The organism is Mesorhizobium sp. (assembly GCF_004962245.1).
GTDB lineage: Bacteria > Pseudomonadota > Alphaproteobacteria > Rhizobiales > Rhizobiaceae > Mesorhizobium.
This window is the reverse complement of sequence record NZ_SUHQ01000014.1, coordinates 38,356-58,599: the sequence shown is the minus strand read 5'-3', so window position 1 is coordinate 58,599 and position 20,244 is coordinate 38,356. Positions and strand designations below refer to the sequence as shown.

General features: G+C 63.5%; 19 protein-coding genes. 9 read left to right on the top strand and 10 right to left on the bottom strand.

The genetic code is table 11. The features are described 5' to 3' along the window. Window positions 1–58: 58 nt before the first annotated feature. Window positions 59–958 (bottom strand): LysR family transcriptional regulator, encoded by a 900-nt coding sequence (locus tag E5X88_RS16425; RefSeq protein WP_292163042.1) that lies wholly within the window; start codon window positions 956–958, stop codon window positions 59–61. Window positions 959–1,124: 166 nt separating this feature from the next. Here E5X88_RS16425 and E5X88_RS16420 point away from each other — a divergent pair, with 166 nt between their 5' ends. Then, window positions 1,125–1,766 (top strand): DUF47 domain-containing protein, encoded by a 642-nt coding sequence (locus tag E5X88_RS16420; protein WP_292163041.1) that lies wholly within the window; start codon window positions 1,125–1,127, stop codon window positions 1,764–1,766. Between the two features lie 3 nt (window positions 1,767–1,769). Then, the gene (locus E5X88_RS16415) at window positions 1,770–2,774 is read left to right on the top strand and encodes an inorganic phosphate transporter (protein WP_292163040.1); all 1,005 of its coding nucleotides are present in this window, start codon (window positions 1,770–1,772) and stop codon (window positions 2,772–2,774) included. 42 nt (window positions 2,775–2,816) lie between these two features. Here E5X88_RS16415 and E5X88_RS16410 read toward each other — a convergent pair whose 3' ends face one another. After that, window positions 2,817–3,194 carry a VOC family protein gene (locus E5X88_RS16410; protein WP_292163038.1) on the bottom strand — a complete coding sequence of 126 codons (378 nt, stop codon included), beginning with the start codon at window positions 3,192–3,194 and terminating at the stop codon, window positions 2,817–2,819. A 160-nt stretch (window positions 3,195–3,354) separates the two neighbouring features. Between E5X88_RS16410 and E5X88_RS16405 the strand changes: the two genes are divergently transcribed. Beyond that, window positions 3,355–4,545 (top strand): Mrp/NBP35 family ATP-binding protein, encoded by a 1,191-nt coding sequence (locus E5X88_RS16405; protein ID WP_292163036.1) that lies wholly within the window; start codon window positions 3,355–3,357, stop codon window positions 4,543–4,545. Window positions 4,546–4,677: 132 nt separating this feature from the next. Here E5X88_RS16405 and E5X88_RS16400 read toward each other — a convergent pair whose 3' ends face one another. Next, window positions 4,678–5,127: a carbon monoxide dehydrogenase subunit G gene (locus E5X88_RS16400; RefSeq protein WP_292163034.1), complete on the bottom strand. Its 450-nt coding sequence runs from the start codon at window positions 5,125–5,127 to the stop codon at window positions 4,678–4,680. Window positions 5,128–5,276: 149 nt separating this feature from the next. Between E5X88_RS16400 and E5X88_RS16395 the strand changes: the two genes are divergently transcribed. Beyond that, window positions 5,277–7,082: an IlvD/Edd family dehydratase gene (locus E5X88_RS16395; protein WP_292163031.1), complete on the top strand. Its 1,806-nt coding sequence runs from the start codon at window positions 5,277–5,279 to the stop codon at window positions 7,080–7,082. A gap of 104 nt (window positions 7,083–7,186) precedes the next feature. Here the strand turns inward: E5X88_RS16395 and E5X88_RS16390 are convergent, their stop codons facing one another. The 3 genes from E5X88_RS16390 to E5X88_RS16380 form a co-directional block, all read right to left on the bottom strand. After that, window positions 7,187–7,606, bottom strand: coding sequence for a GFA family protein (locus E5X88_RS16390; RefSeq protein ID WP_292163030.1), 420 nt, complete (start codon window positions 7,604–7,606; stop codon window positions 7,187–7,189). Window positions 7,607–7,673: 67 nt separating this feature from the next. Continuing rightward, window positions 7,674–8,141: an SRPBCC domain-containing protein gene (locus tag E5X88_RS16385; protein WP_292163029.1), complete on the bottom strand. Its 468-nt coding sequence runs from the start codon at window positions 8,139–8,141 to the stop codon at window positions 7,674–7,676. Then, entirely contained in the window at window positions 8,125–8,475 is a 351-nt protein-coding gene (locus E5X88_RS16380) for a metalloregulator ArsR/SmtB family transcription factor (protein WP_292163028.1), read from the bottom strand. The genes E5X88_RS16385 and E5X88_RS16380 overlap by 17 nt, the downstream gene beginning before the upstream one ends. A 265-nt stretch (window positions 8,476–8,740) precedes the next feature. Here E5X88_RS16380 and E5X88_RS16375 point away from each other — a divergent pair, with 265 nt between their 5' ends. From E5X88_RS16375 to E5X88_RS16365, 3 genes are read left to right on the top strand one after another with little or no spacing between them, the layout of a single operon-like run. Beyond that, entirely contained in the window at window positions 8,741–9,559 is an 819-nt protein-coding gene (locus E5X88_RS16375; RefSeq protein WP_292163026.1) for a chromate resistance protein ChrB domain-containing protein, read from the top strand. Further along, window positions 9,556–10,938 carry a chromate efflux transporter gene (gene chrA, locus E5X88_RS16370; protein WP_292163025.1) on the top strand — a complete coding sequence of 461 codons (1,383 nt, stop codon included), beginning with the start codon at window positions 9,556–9,558 and terminating at the stop codon, window positions 10,936–10,938. The genes E5X88_RS16375 and chrA overlap by 4 nt, the downstream gene beginning before the upstream one ends. A 53-nt stretch (window positions 10,939–10,991) precedes the next feature. Beyond that, on the top strand, window positions 10,992–11,390 hold the full coding sequence (locus tag E5X88_RS16365) for a hypothetical protein (protein WP_292163023.1): 399 nt from the start codon (window positions 10,992–10,994) through the stop codon (window positions 11,388–11,390). Window positions 11,391–11,411: 21 nt separating this feature from the next. Here the strand turns inward: E5X88_RS16365 and E5X88_RS16360 are convergent, their stop codons facing one another. Beyond that, complete coding sequence (locus E5X88_RS16360) at window positions 11,412–13,001, bottom strand: trimethylamine methyltransferase family protein (protein ID WP_292163022.1); 1,590 nt, start codon at window positions 12,999–13,001, stop codon at window positions 11,412–11,414. Between the two features lie 179 nt (window positions 13,002–13,180). Next, a complete protein-coding gene (locus E5X88_RS16355; protein ID WP_292163021.1) occupies window positions 13,181–14,674 on the bottom strand; it encodes a PLP-dependent aminotransferase family protein in 1,494 nt (497 codons plus the stop codon). 289 nt (window positions 14,675–14,963) lie between these two features. Here E5X88_RS16355 and pgi point away from each other — a divergent pair, with 289 nt between their 5' ends. Both pgi and E5X88_RS16345 read left to right on the top strand, forming a co-directional pair. Further along, window positions 14,964–16,625 (top strand): glucose-6-phosphate isomerase, encoded by a 1,662-nt coding sequence (gene pgi / locus E5X88_RS16350; protein WP_292163020.1) that lies wholly within the window; start codon window positions 14,964–14,966, stop codon window positions 16,623–16,625. A gap of 5 nt (window positions 16,626–16,630) precedes the next feature. Then, on the top strand, window positions 16,631–17,353 hold the full coding sequence (locus E5X88_RS16345; RefSeq protein WP_292163019.1) for an HAD family hydrolase: 723 nt from the start codon (window positions 16,631–16,633) through the stop codon (window positions 17,351–17,353). Here E5X88_RS16345 and E5X88_RS16340 read toward each other — a convergent pair. Then, on the bottom strand, window positions 17,337–18,014 hold the full coding sequence (locus E5X88_RS16340) for a methyltransferase (protein ID WP_292163302.1): 678 nt from the start codon (window positions 18,012–18,014) through the stop codon (window positions 17,337–17,339). The two genes, E5X88_RS16345 and E5X88_RS16340, sit on opposite strands and share 17 nt — an antisense overlap. 86 nt (window positions 18,015–18,100) lie before the next feature. After that, entirely contained in the window at window positions 18,101–20,038 is a 1,938-nt protein-coding gene (locus E5X88_RS16335) for a long-chain fatty acid--CoA ligase (RefSeq protein ID WP_292163017.1), read from the bottom strand. Window positions 20,039–20,244: the final 206 nt, after the last annotated feature.

The following is a 20,244-nucleotide window of genomic DNA, read 5'->3' as shown; positions in this document are numbered from 1 at the left end:
CCGATCCGTCGTTCGATAGAAAACTTCTATCGATGCCGTCCAGCCTGCAATCTCTAGCTCAGCGGCGGGCGCGGAAATCGTCTGCCAGCGCCATCGCCTCGTCCAGCAGCGCCGAGACCAGCGGCGTGTGCGGCTCGCGCGGCGTCGCCACCAGCCCGACGGTGTGGCTGGCATCCGGCTCGACGATCGGAATGGCCCGGATCGGCTCGGAAAAGCCGAATGTTTCCGAGAGGTTGAGCGGCATGATCGACGACCATTTGCCGGTACGGATATGGGAGAACAGCACGATCATCGAATTGGATTCGAGTGTCGGCCGCACCTGCACGCCCGCCTCGGCAAGATGCTGGTCGATGATGCGGCGGTTCTGCATATCCGGCGTCAACAGGCAGAGCGGCAGTTGGCTGAGCTCCGCCCATGTCACTTTGTCGCGGTCGGAATAGGGGTTTCCGACCGCTGTGATCAGCTGGTAGCGCTCGTCGTAGAGCGGCACGCTGGTCACCCGTCCCAGCGGCTCGTTGTCGAGATAGGTGATGCCGGCGTCGATGTCGAAATTGCCGAGCAGCGACAGCACCTCGATCGAGGTGCGCGACAGCACCGAGAAGGTGACGCCGGGATGTTTTGCCCGAAAAGGCGTCGTCAGCCGCGCCACCATGGCCAGCGCCGTCGGGATGGCGGCGATGCGGATGCGCCCCGAGAGGCCGTGACGCGCCGCCCGCATCTCCTCGCGCATGGTGCGGGTGTCGCCGACGATGCGGCGCGCCCACACCAGGACCTGTTCTCCCTCCGGCGTCAGCCCCTGAAAGCGTGAGCCGCGCAATACCAGCATCACGCCGAGCTGGCCCTCGAGCTGCTTGATGCCGGCCGAAAGCGTCGGCTGGGTGACGCCGCACACCTCCGCCGCCCGGCCGAAATGCTCTTCCCTGGCCAGCGCAATGAAGAATTCCAGCTTGTCGATCATGCCATCTGTCCGGTGCGTCCCGCACAAGGTCGGGGAAATTGCGTTCCACCGCAAGCCGCGCCTGCAATCGGCTGCATCCACATCTTTCAGCCGGCTTACTATTTCCGATGGCGGCATGCGGCGCTATGTGGATGAAACGACGCCGTGGGGCGACCGGAGGTTGAACATGCTAGGCTGGTTCCGCAAGCTGCTGCCGCGCGAAGATCGCTTCTTCGACCTGTTCGAGCAACATTCCCGTACCGTGGTCGATGGCGCCGAGGCACTCGAGCAGCTTCTTGGGGGCAAGGACATCGATCGCTGGTGCCAGAAGATCATCGATCTTGAAGACAAGGCCGATCACATCACCGCGGAAGTCCTGCTGTCCGTGCGGCGCTCGTTCATCACGCCTTTCGATCGCGGAGACATCAAGGACCTGATCCAGTCGATGGATGACGCCATCGACATGATGCACAAGACCGTCAAGACGGTGAAGCGGTTCGAGAAGAAGGAATTCGACCCGCTGATGCAGGAAATGGGCGGCATCATCGTCATTACGGCCAAGCTGGTCGCCGAGGCCATCCCGTTGCTCAGCAAGATCGGGGCTCACAGCGTTCGCCTCAATGCCATCGCCGAAGAGGTCATGCGCGCGGAAGGTCGGGCCGACGATCTGCACGAGCAGGGACTGAAGGACCTGTTCAAGAAGCATGGCCGCAGCGACCCGATGGCCTACCTGATCGGCAGCGAAATCTATGGCGAGCTGGAAAAGGTTGTCGACCGCTTCGAGGATGTCGCCAACGAGATCAGCGGCATCGTCATCGAGAACGTCTAGACAATGGATGCCGCCATCGCCTTTCCCGTGCTGGTCGGGCTCATCGCCGTTGCGCTGTTCTTCGATTTTCTCAACGGCCTGCACGACGCCGCCAATTCCATCGCCACCATCGTCTCCACCCGCGTGCTGAGGCCGCACTACGCGGTGCTGTGGGCAGCCTTCTTCAATTTCATCGCGTTCCTGTTCTTCGGCCTTCATGTTGCGGAGACGCTGGGAACGGGCATCATCGACGCCAGCATCGTCACGCCGGGGGTGGTCTTTGCCGCCCTTGTCGGCGCTATTGTCTGGAACATCGTCACCTGGCTCGTCGGCATCCCTTCCAGCAGCTCGCATGCGCTGATCGGCGGACTGGTGGGCGCCGGCGTTGCAAAGGCAGGTGGCGGCGCCATCGTCTGGGCCGGGCTCGGCAAGACCGGGGCGGCCATCGTCCTGTCGCCAGCGACCGGATTTCTGCTGGCGCTTGTCTTGATCCTTACGGTCTCCTGGGTGTTCGTGCGCCAGACGCCGTTCGCCGTCGATAGCACTTTCCGCGTCTTGCAGTTCGTTTCCGCCTCGTTCTATTCGCTTGGTCATGGCGGCAACGACGCACAGAAAACGATGGGCATCATCGCCGTGCTGCTCTACTCGCAAGGCATGCTCGGAGACAATTTCTACGTGCCGCTATGGGTCGTCATCACCTGTCAGGCGGCGCTGGCGCTGGGCACGTTGTTCGGCGGCTGGCGCATCGTCCACACGATGGGTTCGAAGATCACCCGGCTGAACCCGATGCAGGGTTTTTGCGCCGAGACCGGCGGCGCGATCACCCTGTTCGCCGCCACCTGGCTCGGCATTCCGGTGTCGACCACGCACACGATCACCGGCGCCATCGTCGGTGTCGGCGCCGCCCGCCGCGTCTCCGCCGTGCGTTGGGGCATCGCCGGCAACATCGTCATCGCCTGGATTGTCACTCTGCCGGCCACGGCCGCGATTTCGGCCCTCACCTACCTCGCGGTCAGCCTGGCGACGTGACGCGGGCGGTGCTTGAAGTCGCATTGGGCGGCAATGCTAAATCTACCTGTCCACAAGGTTCAGTATGTTGCCGTCGGGATCCTTGAACCAGGCGACCTTCATACCGTGACCGACGTGGATGTCGCCTTCCATCGTTGTGTGAGGCATGTCGTAATGTTCGAAAACGACACCTTTCGACCTTAACGCGCTGACAATTTTTTCGATCCCGACGCCGACCGCCCAGGTCACCGCCGTCGCCTTGTTGGTTCCGGCGAACTTCGAGCGGTACACATTGATGCTGGTATCGCCGCATTTGTAGACGATCAGTTCGCCACCCTCATTGTGGACCTCTGTCAAACCCAGGATGTCTTGGTAGAAAGCCTTGGCCTTGGCCAGGTCCTTCACCGCGAGATTGGCCGTTGCGTTGCTGTTTGCGAGCATGGCGGTCTCCTTTCCTTATTGGCTGGCGCCACCGAAAGCTGTGTAGGAAATAGGGCCGCTTCGCCTTCTGGCGACCGCCATGGCACAGCGCGCGTCGTTCCGCCGCTTGGTTCTGTTCGGCAACTGCCTTATCTGAAGCGGAAAGCAGAGGAAAAAGCTGATGCCCGCCGTCCAGGAAAACGTTACCAAGGAAGCCGTCACCGAACGCCTGAAGACGATCAATGGGCCGGATTTCACCGGCAACATCGTTGATCTCGGCATGGTTTCCGAGATTTTCATTGCTGATGCCAAGGTCTTCTTCTCGATCACCGTCCCTGCCGCCCGGGCTCAGGAGATGGAGCCATTGCGTGCCGCCGCCGAGCGTGTCGTCAAGGCGATCCCCGGTGTCGCCGGCGCCGTGGTCGCGCTGACGGCGGAAAGGAAGGGCGGCGGCATGGAGGCCCCTGTTCCGGCGCGACCTGCCCCCAGGCCCGCGCCGCCGGCCGCACCCGCCGCCGCGCCACGTCCGACTCCGCATGCTCCAGCCTCGCACAGCCAGGGTAAGCGCGGCATACCCGGCATCGAGGCGATCATCGCTGTCGCTTCCGGCAAGGGCGGCGTCGGCAAGTCGACCACCGCCGTCAACATCGCGCTTGGCCTCGCCGCCAACGGCTTGAAGGTCGGCGTGCTCGACGCCGACATCTACGGCCCGTCCATGCCGCGGCTGCTCAACATCCATGGCCGGCCGCAGACCGTCGACGGCAAGGTCCTGAGGCCGATGGAGAATTACGGCTTGAAGGTCATGTCGATGGGTTTCCTCGTCGACGAGGAGACGCCGATGATCTGGCGCGGGCCGATGGTGATGTCGGCATTGACGCAAATGCTGCGCGAGGTCGAGTGGGGCCCGCTCGACGTGCTCGTCGTCGACATGCCGCCCGGCACCGGCGACGCGCAGCTGACCATGGCCCAGCAGGTGCCGCTGGCCGGCGCCGTCATCGTCTCGACGCCGCAGGATCTGGCCCTGATCGATGCGCGAAAAGGCCTCAACATGTTCAAGAAGGTCGACGTGCCGGTGTTGGGCATCGTCGAGAATATGAGCTATTTTCTCGCTCCCGATACAGGCAAGCGCTACGACATCTTCGGCCATGGCGGCGCGCGCCGCGAGGCCGAGCGTCTCGGCGTGGCCTTCCTCGGCGAAGTGCCGCTCGAGATGGGCATCCGCGAAAGCTCGGATGCCGGCACGCCGGTGGTGGTCTCGAAGCCCGGTGGCGCCGAGGCAAAGATCTACCGCGACATCGCCGCCAAGGTCTGGGACAGGGTCAACGAAGAACGCGGCATGGCGGCCGCCGTGCCATCAATCGTGTTCGAGTGACCCCCTCCCCCTTGAGGGGAGGGTGCCGTGCGAAGCGGGAGGGGTCGCCTTAACCGCCTCGACCTCTTACGAAGAAAAATGACGGAGCGCGTTGCGGCGGACCCCATCCGGCCCAGCGAGCCACCCTCCAGTTCAGCCGCCGACCTTCTCGCCGAACGACGAAAAAAACTGTCCGGCCAGCTTCTTCGACGTCGATTCGATCAGCCGGCTGCCAAGTTGGGCGATCTTGCCGCCGACGTCGGCCTTGGCCGCATATCTGAGGATCGTCGCCTCCGGCCCATCGGCGGTCAGCGTCACATCGGCGCCGCCCTTGGCGAAGCCGGCGATGCCGCCCTTGCCTTCGCCCTGGATGGTGTAGGAATGCGGCGGGTTGAGGTTCTTCAGCGTCACCTCGCCGTTGAACGTCGCCTTGATCGGCCCGATCTTGAGCACCACGGTCGCTCCCATCTCGGTGTCCGACTTCTTTTCGAGGCTCTGGCAGCCGGGAATGGTTTCTTTCAGAACCTCCGGGTCGTTCAGCGCTTCCCACACCTTTTGCAAGGGTGCGGCGATGCGCTCCTCGCCTTCGATCACCAAAGCCATGAAAATCTCCCCGACAAGACAGTCACAAAGCCGTAGCGCAGGGGCGCTCACATGTCTATCGCACCAAAGTCCGGTTTCGGATCGCGCGTCCCCCTTGCTTGCTCTCGCGCGTTGTCATATCGATTTGTCATACAAATACGGAGACCATGATGGCAGGCGCCCCCACCGGAAAGAAGAAATTTCGCTCGCAGGAGTGGTTCGACAATCCCGACAATCCGGGCATGACGGCGCTTTACCTCGAGCGCTACCTGAATTACGGGCTGACGCGTGCTGAACTGATGTCGGGCAAGCCGCTGATCGGCATCGCCCAGACCGGCTCGGACCTGTCGCCTTGCAACCGCCATCATCTCGAACTGGCCAAGCGCGTGCGCGAGGGCATCGTGTCGATGGGCGGCATCCCTTTCGAGTTTCCTTGCCACCCGATCCAGGAAACGGGCAAACGCCCGACCGCCGCACTCGACCGCAACCTTGCCTATCTCAGCCTGGTCGAGGTGCTCTACGGCTATCCGCTCGACGGTGTCGTGCTCACCATCGGCTGCGACAAGACGACGCCGGCCTTGCTGATGGCTGCGGCCACCGTCAACATTCCGGCCATCGCGCTGTCGGTCGGCCCGATGCTCAACGGCTGGCACAAGGGTAAGCGCACCGGCTCCGGCACCATCGTCTGGGAATCGCGCCAGCGCCTGTCGGCCGGTGAGATCGACTATGACGAGTTCATGGACATCGTCGCCTCCTCGGCGCCGTCCACCGGCTACTGCAACACCATGGGCACCGCCACCACCATGAACTCGCTGGCCGAGGCGCTCGGCATGCAGCTGCCGGGCTCGGCCGCCATTCCGGCGCCCTATCGCGAGCGCGGCCAGATCGCCTACGAGACGGGAAAACGCATCGTCGACATGGTGCATGAGGATCTGAAGCCCTCCGACATCATGACCCGCAAGGCCTTCGAAAACGCCATCGTCGTCAACTCGGCCATCGGCGGCTCGACCAACGCGCCGATCCATCTCAACGCCATCGCCCGCCACCTCGGCGTGCCGCTCGACAATGACGATTGGCAGAAGGTCGGCCTCGAGATACCGCTTCTCGTCAATCTGCAGCCGTCGGGCGAATATCTCGGCGAGGACTATCACCATGCCGGTGGCGTGCCGGCGGTCGTGGCCGAACTGATGAAGGCCGGGCTGTTGCCTCATCCCGACGCCATGACCGTCAACGGCAGGACGATGGGCGACAATTGCAGCGCGGCCGTCAACGAGAATCTCGACGTCATCCGCACTGTCGCCGAACCGCTGAAGGCCAATGCCGGCTTCATCAATCTCAAGGGCAATCTGTTCGATTCGGCGATCATGAAGACCAGCGGCATCTCGCCCGAATTTCGTGAACGCTATCTGTCCAATCCGAAGGATCCCGAGGCCTTCGAGGGCAACGCCATGGTCTTCGACGGGCCCGAGGACTATCACGCCCGCATCGACGATCCGGCGCAAGGCATCGACGAGCACACGATCCTGTTCATGCGTGGCGCCGGTCCGATCGGTTATCCGGGCGGCGCCGAAGTCGTCAACATGCAGCCGCCGGCCCATCTCATCAAGAAGGGCATCCATGCGTTGGCCTGCATCGGCGATGGCCGCCAATCGGGCACATCGGGTTCGCCATCGATCCTCAACGCTTCGCCCGAAGCGGCCATAGGCGGCGGGTTGGCACTGTTGAAGACCGGCGACCGCGTCCGCATCGACCTGCGCAAGGGCACCGCCGACATTCTCGTCACCGATGACGAGATCACGCGCCGCCGCGCCGAACTGCAGAACAATGGCGGCTATCACTACCCCAAGCACCAGACGCCGTGGCAGGAGATCCAGCGCGGCATGGTCGATCAGTTTTCCGAAGGAATGGTGCTGAAGCCGGCAGTGAAATACCAGGATGTGGCGCACACCAGCGGCGTGCCGCGGGACAATCACTAAACGCCGCTCTGCGGCGCTTTCCGCAACCGGCGGCTTGATCCGATCAAGCCGCCGTCAGATGTCCTATGGCGGCATTTCTGCCTTGGCTTGCCTGACTCCGCCGCTCACAAATACCCGGTGATCTCCGGCGCCTGGTCCTGCCGGTCGCGCTTACCATCCTCGTAGACGATTGGTGCCGCGGCCAACTCCTCTTCGGTGACGTCGTCGAGGCAGGCGACGTTCACCGCCCAGAAATTCCCGCCCATAAAGTCAAGATAGCCGCGCGAGAGAAAATTCGCGCCGCAGTTCGGGCACATATAGTGGTTGATGTCGCCTTCCGGCCAGTTGGATGGCGTCGCCTTGTACTCCCGCATTCCGTCGCGGCCATCCGTCACGCGCACGGCCTCATAGGCCGCGAAGGATTTCCGGTAGCCGAGCTTCCAGCAGAAGCTGCAATTGCATTTGCGGATGCCCTCGGCGAGGTCGATATCGGCTTCGAAACGCACCGCGCCGCAATGACAGCTGCCATGATAGGTCTTTTTCATTGTTTTGCCCTCGTGGGTCTTGAATTGTGCTGGCTGCGCCCGAAGGGCTGCCGAGCGAGACTCCCTCTCAAATGCTCGCCAGATAGACGTCGAGCTTGTCCAGGCATTCGCTCCAGCCCTCAATATGAGAATCCCGGGTTTCGATGTCTGCGAACGGCTCTTGCCTGAAGGTCAGTCGTGTGCGGTCGCCTTCGGCGGTGATGGAAACCGTCACCAGGGTCTCGACCCGATCCTGGAAGTCGCCTTCGTCCCAAGCAAATGTGAACACGATGCGCTTTGCCTGGACAATCTCGCGAAAGACCCCCGACATCGCATAGGTCTGGCCGTCGGGCCTGTGGATAAGGTGGCGGTAGCGTCCGCCTTCGCGGAATTCGAGTATTTCCGTAGTCGAGGAAAAATTCTTCGGACCCCACCAGCGCACCAGATGCTCCGGCGTCGTCCACAGCTTGAACACCAGACCCGGCGGTGCATCGAATAGGCGCGAAATCTCCAGTGCGTATTGCGGTGCTTCGGCTGTCTCAGTTCTTGCGGCCATTCGGGTCTCCCTTGCTCTGGATTTCCTTGAGATAGTCGGCCATGCGATCGAAACTGTCGTCCCAGAAGCGGCGATAGTGCTCCAGCCAGCCGGCCACCTCCTTCAGCGGCCCAGCTTCCAGCCGGCATGGCCGCCACTGCGCCTCGCGGCCGCGCTTGATCAGGCCGGCGTGCTCCAGCACTTTGAGGTGCTTGGAGACTGCCGGCAGGCTCATGGCGAAGGGGGCTGCCAGCTCATTCACGGTCGCTTCGCCAAGTGCCAGCCTTGCCAATATGGCGCGCCGCGTCGGATCGGCCAGCGTGGCGAATGTCGTCGAGAGGTGGTCTGTTGGCATATCGATTAGCCTGAAAGTTAATTAACCTATAAGTTAAATATAGGTGACCTATCCGCCTGTCAACCTACGCAAGGTGCCAGTGCAATCGACCTGTGTCCTTTTTTCCCGGACCGCTTGGCGGACAGCATGGGACAAGGGCGACGGATGATGCTTGACAAGCGGGCGCGACGAACCCACGATTATGGCAAGGGGTGCATCGCGACGACCCCGTGAGGCGTCAGCCCAACGTTCGCGTCCAAGCTTCTCTCTCAAGGAGGTGGACGCCATGCCATCGACAACCGCTATCACCGTATCGCAACTGTCCCGTCTGATTGGTCTGCCGGGCGCGCCCGCAATCATCGATGTCCGCATCGAAGAGGACTACAACGCCGATCCGCGCCTGCTGCCAGCCTCAACCCGGCGTGATTTCAAAACCGTCTCGACCTGGGCGTCCGAATTCGTCGGCAGTCGAGTGACAGTCGTTTGCCAAAAAGGCCAAAAGCTCTCGCAAGGCGTGGCCGCGTGGCTGCGGCATGAGGGCATTGCCGCCGAATCCCTCGAAGGCGGGTTCGAGGCTTGGCGCGATGCCAAAGGGCTCTTGGTCCGCACCGACAAGATGCCGCCCCGCGATGAAAGAGGCCGCACCGTGTGGGTGACGCGGGCCCGCCCTAAGGTCGATCGCATCGCCTGTCCCTGGCTGATCCGGCGTTTCATCGATCCGGGCGCGGTCTTCCTCTTTGTCGAGGCGGCCGAAGTGTCGGCCGTTGCGGATCGCTTTCGGGCCGTGCCTTTCGACATCGACAATGTGTTCTGGACTCACCGCGGCGAACGCTGCACCTTCGACACGATGATCGAAGAGTTCGGGCTCGAATCCGAACCGATCGATCGCCTCGCCACGATTGTGCGCGCAGCCGACACCGCAAGCCTCGATCTGGTTCCCCAGGCAGCCGGATTCCTGGCCGCCTCGCTTGGCCTGTCGCGGATGTTTCGCGACGATCTGGAACAGTTGGAGGCAGGCATGCTGCTTTACGATGCGTTTTTCCGATGGTGCCGCGACGCCACCGAGGAAACGCACAACTGGCCAAGCACGGGCAAGCCAGCATGAGCGCCCCTTCTGCGGGAAAAACGGGGGAGGCGCCGGCTGCGCCAACCTTCCGCGAAGGCGTAAGGCTCTGGGCGAAGATCGGCCTGCTCAGCTTCGGCGGGCCGGCCGGGCAGATCGCGCTCATGCACAAGGAATTGGTCGAGGAACGGCGTTGGATCGGCGAGCAACGTTTCCTGCATGCGTTGAACTACTGCATGCTGCTGCCCGGCCCGGAAGCGCAGCAGCTCGCCATCTATATTGGCTGGCTGCTGCATCGGACGCTCGGCGGCCTGGTCGCCGGCATCCTCTTCGTCGCGCCGGGCGCGCTGGTGATGCTCACCTTGAGCATCTTCTATGCGCTGTATGGCGACGCCCCCCTCGTCGAGGCGCTGTTTTTCGGGGTGAAAGCGGCCGTGCTCGCCGTCGTGATCGAAGCGATGATCCGGATCGGACGGCGCGCCTTGAAGAACCGGGTCATGGTGTCGATCGCGCTCGCCGCCTTCATCGCCATCTATGCATTGAACGTGCCGTTTCCGCTCATCATCCTGCTTGCGGGCCTGACGGGCTGGATCGGAAACCGTATTGCGCCAGCCCTCTTTTCCGGCGCGGCGCACGGCAAGGACGCGGTTCACGACATCAAGGGCGCGGTCGATCTGATGTTCGAGCGCGGCGAGCTGACCCACGTCAGCCCGACGCGATGGCATGCGCCGCGCACTTTGGCGATCTGGCTGCCGATCTGGCTCGCCCCCGTCTTTCTGATCTGGGCATTCACCGGATCCGCCAGCGTGTGGACGCAGATCGGTGGCTTCTTCAGCGTCATGGCGGTTGTCACCTTCGGCGGCGCCTACGCGGTCCTGGCCTATGTCGCGCAGGCGGCGGTCGAATCCTTCGGCTGGCTGGCACCCGGTGAGATGGTCGATGGCCTCGGGCTTGCCGAAACGACGCCCGGTCCGCTCATCCTGGTCCTGCAGTTCGTCGGCTTCCTTGCCGCGTTCCGCCAATCCGGATCGTTGAGCCCGCTGCTTGCCGGATCGCTTGGGGCGATGCTCACGCTGTGGGCGACGTTCACCCCTTGCTTCTTCTGGATATTCCTCGGCGGGCCCTACATAGAATCCCTGCGCGGCAACAAGGCGCTGTCGGCGGCGCTGGGCGCGATCACCGCCGCCGTCGTCGGCGTCATCATGAATCTCGCTCTATGGTTCGCCTTGCACGTCATCTTCGGCGAGGTGCGCAACATCGGCCTTGGCATGGATGTGCCGGTGGTTTCATCGATCGACTGGCGCGCGGCGCTGCTGTCATGTGCCGCCATGATCGCCATCCTGAAGTTGAAGATCGGCATGCTGCCGACGCTGGCGGGATCGGCTCTCGCCGGTGTTTTGTTGCTGTCGGCGGGCGGGTAGTGGCTGCGCGACTGCCGCTGCGCCGCGGTTTCGGGCATTCGGATAGGAACATCATGGCGAGACGGCGCTCTTCCCTAGGCTTCCTCGGAATGTTCGGCCGTTCGGGCGACCTCAGGCAACTCGACGCCGCGTTGCGCGGCGTCGACCTTCACCCGGCCCTTGTGCCGGAGGGAGCAAAGCTCACCGTCGTCAATCTGATGAAGGATCACTGGCCCGACGAGCCGCCGCCACAAGCCTATCCACCGGTGGCGCTGCTGCTTGGCTATTGTATTGCCGGGCCGGAAGCGTTCGGATTGTCCAACGGGCATGAACATACGCTGGATGCGGAGCGCCGGATCGAGGCCGCCCTTGAGGCCGGCGACAGCTTCGATGCGCAAATCATACTGATGACGCTGCATGCCAAGCTGATCAATGGCGAGGTCGTCGAGCGCTACGGGTTGAGCACAGATTGACCGTTCCGAGGAGAAGCGTGCTCAGCCGCCCATGCCGCTGCGCGGCAGCTGGATCAGATTGCCGAAGCGAGCGCGCAACTTGTCGTCGACCGGCTTCGGCACATGGCGCGGGAAGCGCTCGGCGAGGATGCGTTTCTTCTCGATGATTGCCCGCTGCAAGATGTCGGGCCTGCCTTTCTCGTTCCATTCCTTCGGAGAAAAGCGATCGCCGACCGCCGGATAGAAATATTCAGTCTGCATCAGCCTGAGCGTCTGCTCATTGCCGAGGTAGTGACCCGGCCCCTTCAGGCAGACATCGGTGATGGTGTCGATCGACAGCGACTCGTCGGTCACCTCGATGCCGCGTACGCAGCGCAGGCAATGGCCGAGCATGTCGTTGTCGATGATCAGGCTTTCCAGGCAGAAGCCGAGCAGCGAGGCGTGCATGCCGGCCGATTCGTAGACAAGGTTGAGGCCGGCAAGGCCGGCCATCACATCGGTGATGCCCTTTTCGTAACCGGACTGAATATCCGGCAATTTCGAATCCGTCATGCCGGCGGCCGAACCGCCCGGCAGATCGTAGAATTGCGCCATCTGGGCGCAGGCCGCGGTCAGCACCGCTTGCTCGGCCGAACCGCCGGACATGGCGCCGGTCCTGAGGTCCGAGACGAACGGCCAGGTGCCGAAGATCGCCGGATGCCCCGGTTTGATGGCGTTGACGTAGACGAGGCCGGCGAGCACCTCGGCCACCGCTTGCACCACCGCACCGGCAATCGCCGCGGGTGCCGTGGCGCCCGCCTGGCCGGCCGACAGCAACAGGATCGGGATGCCGCCCTCGACGCAGGCTTCGAGCACGCCGCAGGCGTCCTCGGCGAATTTCATCGGCGGCACGACGAAGCAGTTCGAATTCGACACGAACGGCCGGGCCCGGAAGTTCTCCTCGCCGCCGGCAATCGCATAGAGCATGTCGAGCGCCGGCTTGACGTTTTCACGCACTGTGAAGGACGTGCCGACATGCTTCGACGTGCCCATCACGCATGCGTAAAGCGTGTTGAAATCCATGTCGAGCGGATCGGGAATATCGCGCGGCACCATCGGCCGCTGGAAGAAATGGATGTTGTCCAGCCCTTCGACGATGCGGGCGGCGTCGTAGATGTCCTGCAGCAGCGACTCGCGATACTCGCGCTTCTCGACATCGACCAGATGCACGGCGGCGCCCGCCGTGCCGTAATGCACGCGCTTGCCCTGGATCACCATGTCGTGCTTGGGATCCTGGCCGTGCAAGGTGAAATGCCGCGCCGCTTTCTTGATGGTGTCGAGGACGAGCGCGCGCGGAAAACGAATGCGGCCGTCCTCGCCGAGGGTGGCGCCGACCTTGGTCAACGCCTCGATGCAGGACGGGATGGCGTTGGCGAAGCCGACCGTTTCCAGGAGCGTCAGCACCGCCTCGTGGATGCGCTCGCGGTCGTTTTCGCTGAGCGGTCCGTAGCTTCCGCCTTCGAGGCCGGCGCGCACCGGCCTGATATCGTCGGCAAGTGGCGCCGCCCGCATAGCGCGGCGCGCTTCGCGCCCGCCGGAACGCCGCGAACGTTGGTCCGAGGGCGTATCCGGCTTCTCAACAGCCACTGACATGGAGGCACTCCACCTTTAGCTGCGAAGCGGGCGGCGGTGGTTGGTCCACCATCGGCCTGCTTCGTCCCCTTATGCCTCGAACTATGCCGCCGGCATTGGTACAGCCTATGAGCCAGACGGTCCCGTCACATATGCCAGGGCGCTAAAGAACCGTGGCCGTCCCTTGCCCGGACGAGGCATCAAGCCGCTGCCGGCCTGCGCCCGGCCGCCGTCGCCAGTTCGCGGATGCCGGGTTCGATGTGCTGCAGCGCGATCGAGGAGATGCCCAGCCGCATGAAGCGCGACGGCTTTTCGGTGCGGTCGAAGAAGCGGTCGCCGGGCTCGATGATGACGCTGCGCGAGGCGGCCGCCTCGGCCAGCCCGCGCGAATCGGTGCCGCGCGGCCCCTCGAGCCAGAGCGATGCGCCGCCGGCCGAATCGGTCGAGCGCCACTCCGGCAAGAAGGCGGAAATCGCATGGATCAGACGCTTGCGCCGTTCGTCAAAGGCGCTCGACAGCCGCCGCACCAGCGCCTCGTGATGGCCGAGCGACAGGAACAGCGCGACCGCGCGCTGGTTGTTGGCCGGCGGATGACGCAGCATGAACCGGCGCAGCGCGCGAAGCTCTGCAATCAGCCCGGCCGAGGCGACGATGTAGCCGAGCCGCAGACCGGGGGCCAGCGTCTTCGACATCGAGCCGACATAGATGACGCGGCCGGAACGGTCGAGGCTCTTCAGCGCCTGCTGCGGCGCTTCGTCCAAAAGCTGGCTGTCATAGCCGTCCTCGATGATGATCTGATTGTGGCGAGTGGCCCGCGCCAGCAGGTCCTGCCGGCGCTCCGCCGACAGCGGCACCATGGTCGGGCAATGGTGGCTGGGCGTCACGAAAACGAAGCCGGAATCATTGGGAATGGAAGCGGTTACGATGCCGGAGTGGTCGACCGGAACCGGTGTGACGTCGGCGCCGGCCAGCCGGAAGATCGAGCGCGCGTCGGGATAGCCGGGGTCTTCCATGGCCACCTTGGAGCCCTTGGTCATCAGCAGCGTTGCCAGCATATAGAGCGCGTTCTGCGCGCCGAGCGTCACGATGATCTCGTCGGGATTGGCGAAGATGCCGCGCCGCGGCAACAGCCGCGCCTGGATCTGCTCGATCAGGAGCGGATCGTCGCGATCGACCATGTCGGATGCCCAGTTGCGGATCTCGAGCACGGCGAGCGCCATGCGGTTGCACTCGCGCCATTCTGCGGTCGGGAACAGCGCCGGATCGAACTGGCCATAGACGAACGGGTAGGACGACTTGATCCAGTTGTCGTGCTTGGCAGGCGGCGGCATGTCACTTGCCGCGATCTGCCGGCGCGCCTTCCAGTCGATCTCGTTGGCCTGGTCGGGCGCCTTCTGATGCGGCCTCGCCGGTGTCGCCAGCACCTCGGGATTGACGAAATGGCCGCGCCGTTCGCGCGCCACCAGGAAACCCTGGTCGACGAGCTGCTGGAAGGCCAGCACCACGGTGCCGCGCGCTACGCCTAGTTTCTCGGCCAGGATCCGGCAGGATGGAAGCGGCATCGAGGCGGCGATCTGCCGGTCGAGGATGGCGGCGACAATCGCCTGACGGATCTGCGCCTGCAGGGTCTGGCCGGATTCCGCCGAAATCCGGAACAGGCCGGACCATATGGCCGTGTCGTTTCGCTGTGGCATGGGATTGTTCCTCGATGGCCAGCCTTTTTCACTTGGCTGGACCAGTCGAATGTACCGGTGGCACAAGGGGTTGCGCCAATCAATTTTTCTGATCGCTGGGATTTATGCCAGTGATCCTTCGCCGCGCTGCGGCATCCCCACCGTGACGCAACGCGTCATTCCGGCGTGACACAGTGCGTCATCGCTGCGCATTGAAACCGGTGGATTTCGTCTAGATAGTTTGCCGCGACGACACGCGCCGGAAACATCCGGTCTGATATGATGGCATCAAAGACTTCGGAGCGAGGCAGTGGATCAATCGTCCTTTCAAAAACAGCTCGACGCCCTGCGCGCTCACCGTGCGGCCAAATCGGGCAGCATGCGCGAAGCTTTCGCCGCCGATCCGCAGCGCTTCGAAAAATTCTCCGCCAGCGACGACGACCTGCTGCTCGACTGGTCGAAATGCGCGGTCGATCGGCAGACGATGGATTTGCTGGAGAAACTGGCCGAGGCCGCGGATCTCGAAGGCCGGCGCGCCGCGATGTTCTCGGGCAAGAAGATCAACGTCACCGAAGGCCGCGCCGTGCTGCACACCGCGCTGCGCAACCTGAACGGCAAGGGCATCGTGCTCGATGGCCAGGACGTAAAGGCGGAGGTTGTTGCCGTGCTCGACGCGATGGGCGCCTTCGCCGATGCGGTGCGCTCCGGCAAGGCGGCCGGAGCCACCGGCAAGAAGATCACCGACGTCGTCAACATCGGCATCGGCGGCTCCGACCTTGGCCCGGCCATGGCGACGCTGGCGCTGGCGCCCTATCACGACGGCCCGCGCGCGCATTACGTGTCGAACATCGACGGCGCCCATATCCACGATACGCTGAAGGGCCTTTCCGCCGAAACCACGCTGTTCATCATCGCGTCGAAGACCTTCACCACGGTCGAGACGATGACCAATGCCGAGACGGCGCGCAAATGGGTGCAGAACGCGCTCGGCGAGGAAGCGGTCGGCAAGCATTTCGCCGCCGTCTCGACGGCGCTCGACCTCGTGGCCAAATTCGGCATTGCGTCCGACCGCGTCTTCGGCTTCTGGGACTGGGTCGGCGGACGCTACTCCGTCTGGGGTGCGATCGGCCTGCCGGTGATGATCGCCATCGGCCCGAAGAATTTTCGAGCTTTCCTCGACGGCGCGCATGCGATGGACGAACATTTCCAGACGGCGCCGCTGGCCAGGAACCTGCCGGCGCTGATGGGGCTGATCGGCTGGTGGCATCGGGTGATCTGCAAATATCCCGCTCGCGCCGTCATTCCCTACGACCAGCGCCTGTCCAGGCTGCCGGCCTATCTGCAGCAGCTCGACATGGAATCGAACGGCAAGAGCGTCACCCTCGACGGCGGCGCCGTGACCACGCCGACCGGCCCGCTGGTCTGGGGCGAGCCCGGCACCAACGGCCAGCATGCCTTCTTCCAGCTGCTGCACCAGGGCACCGACTTCATCCCGGTCGAATTCCTCGCCGCGGCCATCGGCCACGAGCCGGATCTCAAGCATCACCACGATTTGTTGCTCGCCAACTGCCTGGCGCAGTCGGAGGCCTTCATGAAGGGCCGCACACTGGAGGAAGCGCGCGCGCAGATGCTGGCAAAAGGCATGGACCCCGCCGATGTCGACAGGATCGCCCCGCACCGCGTCTTCTCCGGTGACCGGCCCTCGGTGACCATCCTCTACAGACAACTCGATCCGCACACGTTCGGACGGCTCATCGCGCTCTATGAGCACCGCGTTTTCGTCGAAGGCACGCTCTTCAACATCAATTCCTTCGACCAATGGGGTGTCGAACTCGGTAAGGAACTGGCGACCGACCTGCTGCCCGTCGTGGAAGGCAAAGAGGTCGTGGAAGGCAAGGAGAATGCCGCAAAGCGCGACGCTTCGACTGCCGGACTGGTGGGACATATCCACCGATTGCGCGGATCGGAGTAAGCGGCTTGGCCGAGATCAAAGGAATATTGTTCGACAAGGATGGCACGCTTGTCGACTTCAACGCGACGTGGCTCGGCGTCGCCGATTTCATGGCGATGGATGCAGCGGAGGGCGACCGCTGGAAAGCCGACAGACTACTTGCCGCGGCTGGCTTCGATTTCGCCACCAAGCGCTTCAAGCCCGATTCCATCTTTGCCTCCGGCACCAATATGGATGTCGTCGAGCTTTGGTTTCCGCGCCTGTCCGAGGAAGACCAGATGCTTGCGGTCGCTCGCTTCAACGAGATCACCTCGATGCAGGGCTCGGCGATGGCGGTGGCGCTGCCGGGCATCGTCGAGACGCTTGGCATACTTCACGGCAAATCCTACCGGCTTGGCGTCGCCACCAACGATTCGACCACCGGCGCGGAAAAGACATTGCTGACGCTGGGCGTCGCCCAACTGTTCGACGCCGCCTACGGTTACGACGCGGTGGCCAATCCGAAACCGGCGCCGGACACGATCCTGGCCTTTTCGGACCTGACCGGCCTGAAGCCGTCGGCGATCGCCATGGTCGGCGACAGCCGCCACGATCTGGAGATGGCACGGGTCGGCGGCTGCGGGCTGGCGATCGGCGTGCTTTCCGGCACCGGCACGCGTGAATCGCTGTCGCAGGTTGCCGATGTCATTCTGGATTCCGTTGCCGATCTGCCCGACTTTCTTTCGGCGAGGGTCAGGGAGACGACCTGATCTCGCATCGAGGCTGCTCCGGCTCGAACGAGAAGACAGCGCTCGGCTTCATCGCGTTCCCGACTTCGCCGACATCCGGCACGCGATATTCTGCCAGCAGGCGAAGCCGCGAGCGGGGCAGGTAGGCGCGGCCCGGGTCACCGATCAGCACGTTGATGCCGGCGGCCAGACAGCGGTCGAGGAACGGGATGACCCGGTCGGCGAGATCTTGTCCGTAAAACAAGTCGCCGACCGCCGCGACGTCCACCGCCGGCGGCGGACCAGCGGTGATGTCCTCGCCAACCACCGTGATCGTAACGCCATTCGCCGCCGCATTGAGACCGAGCGCGGCGACGCCGTTGCGGTCGATCTCGGACGCGATCACTTCGCTGGCGCCGGCCTTTGCCGCGGCGATGCCGACGAGGCCCGAGCCGGCGCCGAGGTCGAGGACGCGAAGCCCGGCCACGCTCTCCGGCCGATCGAGGATGTAGCGTGCAAGCACCGCGCCGCCGGCCCAGGCATAGGCCCAGTAAGGTGGCTGCGGCTCGGGTCCGTCCTCGTCAGCTTCTTCTTCCGGCTCGGCTCCTCGTCCTTCTGGATGCGTGAGCCGCCACAGACCGCTCGCTGGATGGGCCGCGTAAAGCCGGATTTCGGAAAGCGCGGGAACAGGGGCGATACGCATGTTCGCCTTGATGAATGACAGCGCATCGGGACGGGAAAACGTGTCCGCTGTATCGTCGACAGCAAGGCAATCGCCCAAAGTTGTACCTATCCCCGTAACGCCCGCCGCAGAATCTTGCCCACTGGCGTCTTCGGCAGTTCGGTCCGGAACTCGATATATTTTGGCCGCTTGTAGCCGGTCAGGTTTTCGCGGCAATAGACAGTCAGTATCTCGGCGGTCAGCGATGGATCCTTCTTGACGACGAACAGCTTCGGCACTTCGCCCGAATGCTCGTCAGGCACGCCGATCGCCGCCACTTCGAGCACGCCCGGATGCAGGGCCACGATTTCCTCGAGTTCGTTCGGATAGACGTTGAAGCCGGACACCAGGATCATGTCCTTCTTGCGGTCGACGATCTTGGTGTAGCCGAGCTCATTCATGAAGCCCATGTCGCCCGACTTGAAGAAACCATCCTTGGTCATCACCTTGGCGGTCTCGTCCGGCCGGTTCCAGTAACCGGCCATCACTTGCGGTCCGCGGATGCAGATCTCGCCGACTTCGCCGAGAGGCAAATCGTTGCCGTCGTCGTCGCGAATGGCGATCTCGGTCGATGGCAGCGGCAGGCCGATCGTGCCGGTGAATTTGCCATCGCTGAATTTGTTGGCGGTGGCCACAGGCGAGGTTTCCGAAAGCCCGTAGCCCTCGGTGATCGGGCAGCCGGTCAGCGCCTTCCAGCGCTCGGCAACGCCCTTGTGCACCGCCATGCCGCCGGCCAGCGTCAGGATCAGCGGCCTGAAGTCGAGCTTGCGGAAATCCTCATTGTTGAGCAGTGCGTTGAACAGCGTGTTGAGGCCCGGAAAGATGTGGACCGGGTATTTGCCGAATTCCTTGACGAAGCCGGGAATGTCGCGCGGATTGGGAATGAGTATGTTCTGGCCGCCCATCTGCATGCCCATCAGCGCGTTCACCGTCAGCGCGAAGATGTGATAGAGCGGCAGCGCGCAGATGAGGTTGAGATGCGCCGGCTTCGGTTTGATCGTATAGGCATCTTCGATCCAGAGCGCGTTCTGCGCGACATTGGCCAGCACGTTGCTGTGCAGCAGTACCGCGCCCTTCGAGATGCCGGTGGTGCCGCCCGTATATTGCAGGAAAGCGACATCGTTGGCAGCGACCTTCACCGGCTTGAAACTGACGCTGGCGCCTGCCTGCAACGCGGCGTTGAACTTGACATGGCCCGGAAGCGACCAGGCCGGCACCATCTTCTTCACGCGGCGCACGACGAAATTGACGATTGTCCCCTTCAGGCCGCCGAGCATGTCGCCCATCGCCGCGACCACGACGTGCTTGACCGACGTCCTGGCGATCACCGCCTGCAAGGTGCTGGCGAAATTCTCGAGAATGACGATGGCTTGCGCGCCGGAATCCTTGAGCTGGTGTTCCAACTCGCGCGGCGTGTAGAGCGGGTTGACGTTGACCACGATATAGCCGGCGCGCAGCACTGCCATCATCGCCACCGGATATTGCAGCACGTTCGGCATCATCAGCGCGACGCGCGCGCCTTTCTGCAGTCCCTCCGATTGCAGATAGGCGCCGAAGGCGGCCGATAGCCGCTCGACTTCCGCATAGGTGATGGTCTTGCCCATACAGGTGAAGGCGGGGCGGCTGGCGTACTGCTTGCAGACATCGGCGAGCAGATCGCCGATGGAACCGAAGCGCGGGGCGCCGATCTCTGCCGGAACGACTTTCGGATAGCTTTTGAGCCAAGGCTTTTCAGGCACTCCGGCGGCAGGCGCCTTCGGCGATCTGCTGGCCGGCCCCGGCTTCGACACGGATGAAGCAGGTGTCGGTGCCGCGTTCGCCTCTGGTTTGACGGCGGCGGGTTTTGCGCCGGTCTTTGCAGACACATTGGTTTTGGTGGACGCAGCGGCCGCCTTCGGCCTGGCAACGGCTTCCGCAGACAGCGCTTTTGACTTGTCGCGACCGGCCGGCTTGGCGGCAATCTTGGCGTCCGCCTTCGCTGGCGTCGTCGTTGATGTTTTTGCCACCTGTCCCTCCCTCGGTCGTTCTTGTTATCTCTGCTTGCCCGCCGCGTCGTCTCCGAATGACAGAGACGTCCTCCGCGGCCGGGCACCCAGGAAATCCAGCATTCCACTATGTATTGCGACTATCGGCAGCCGTGCAAGTCTTGCCCCTGCGGCAAGACGGGAAGAAAATCTTCCGCGCCAGCGACAAGCCGAAGGTCGCGGTTCCT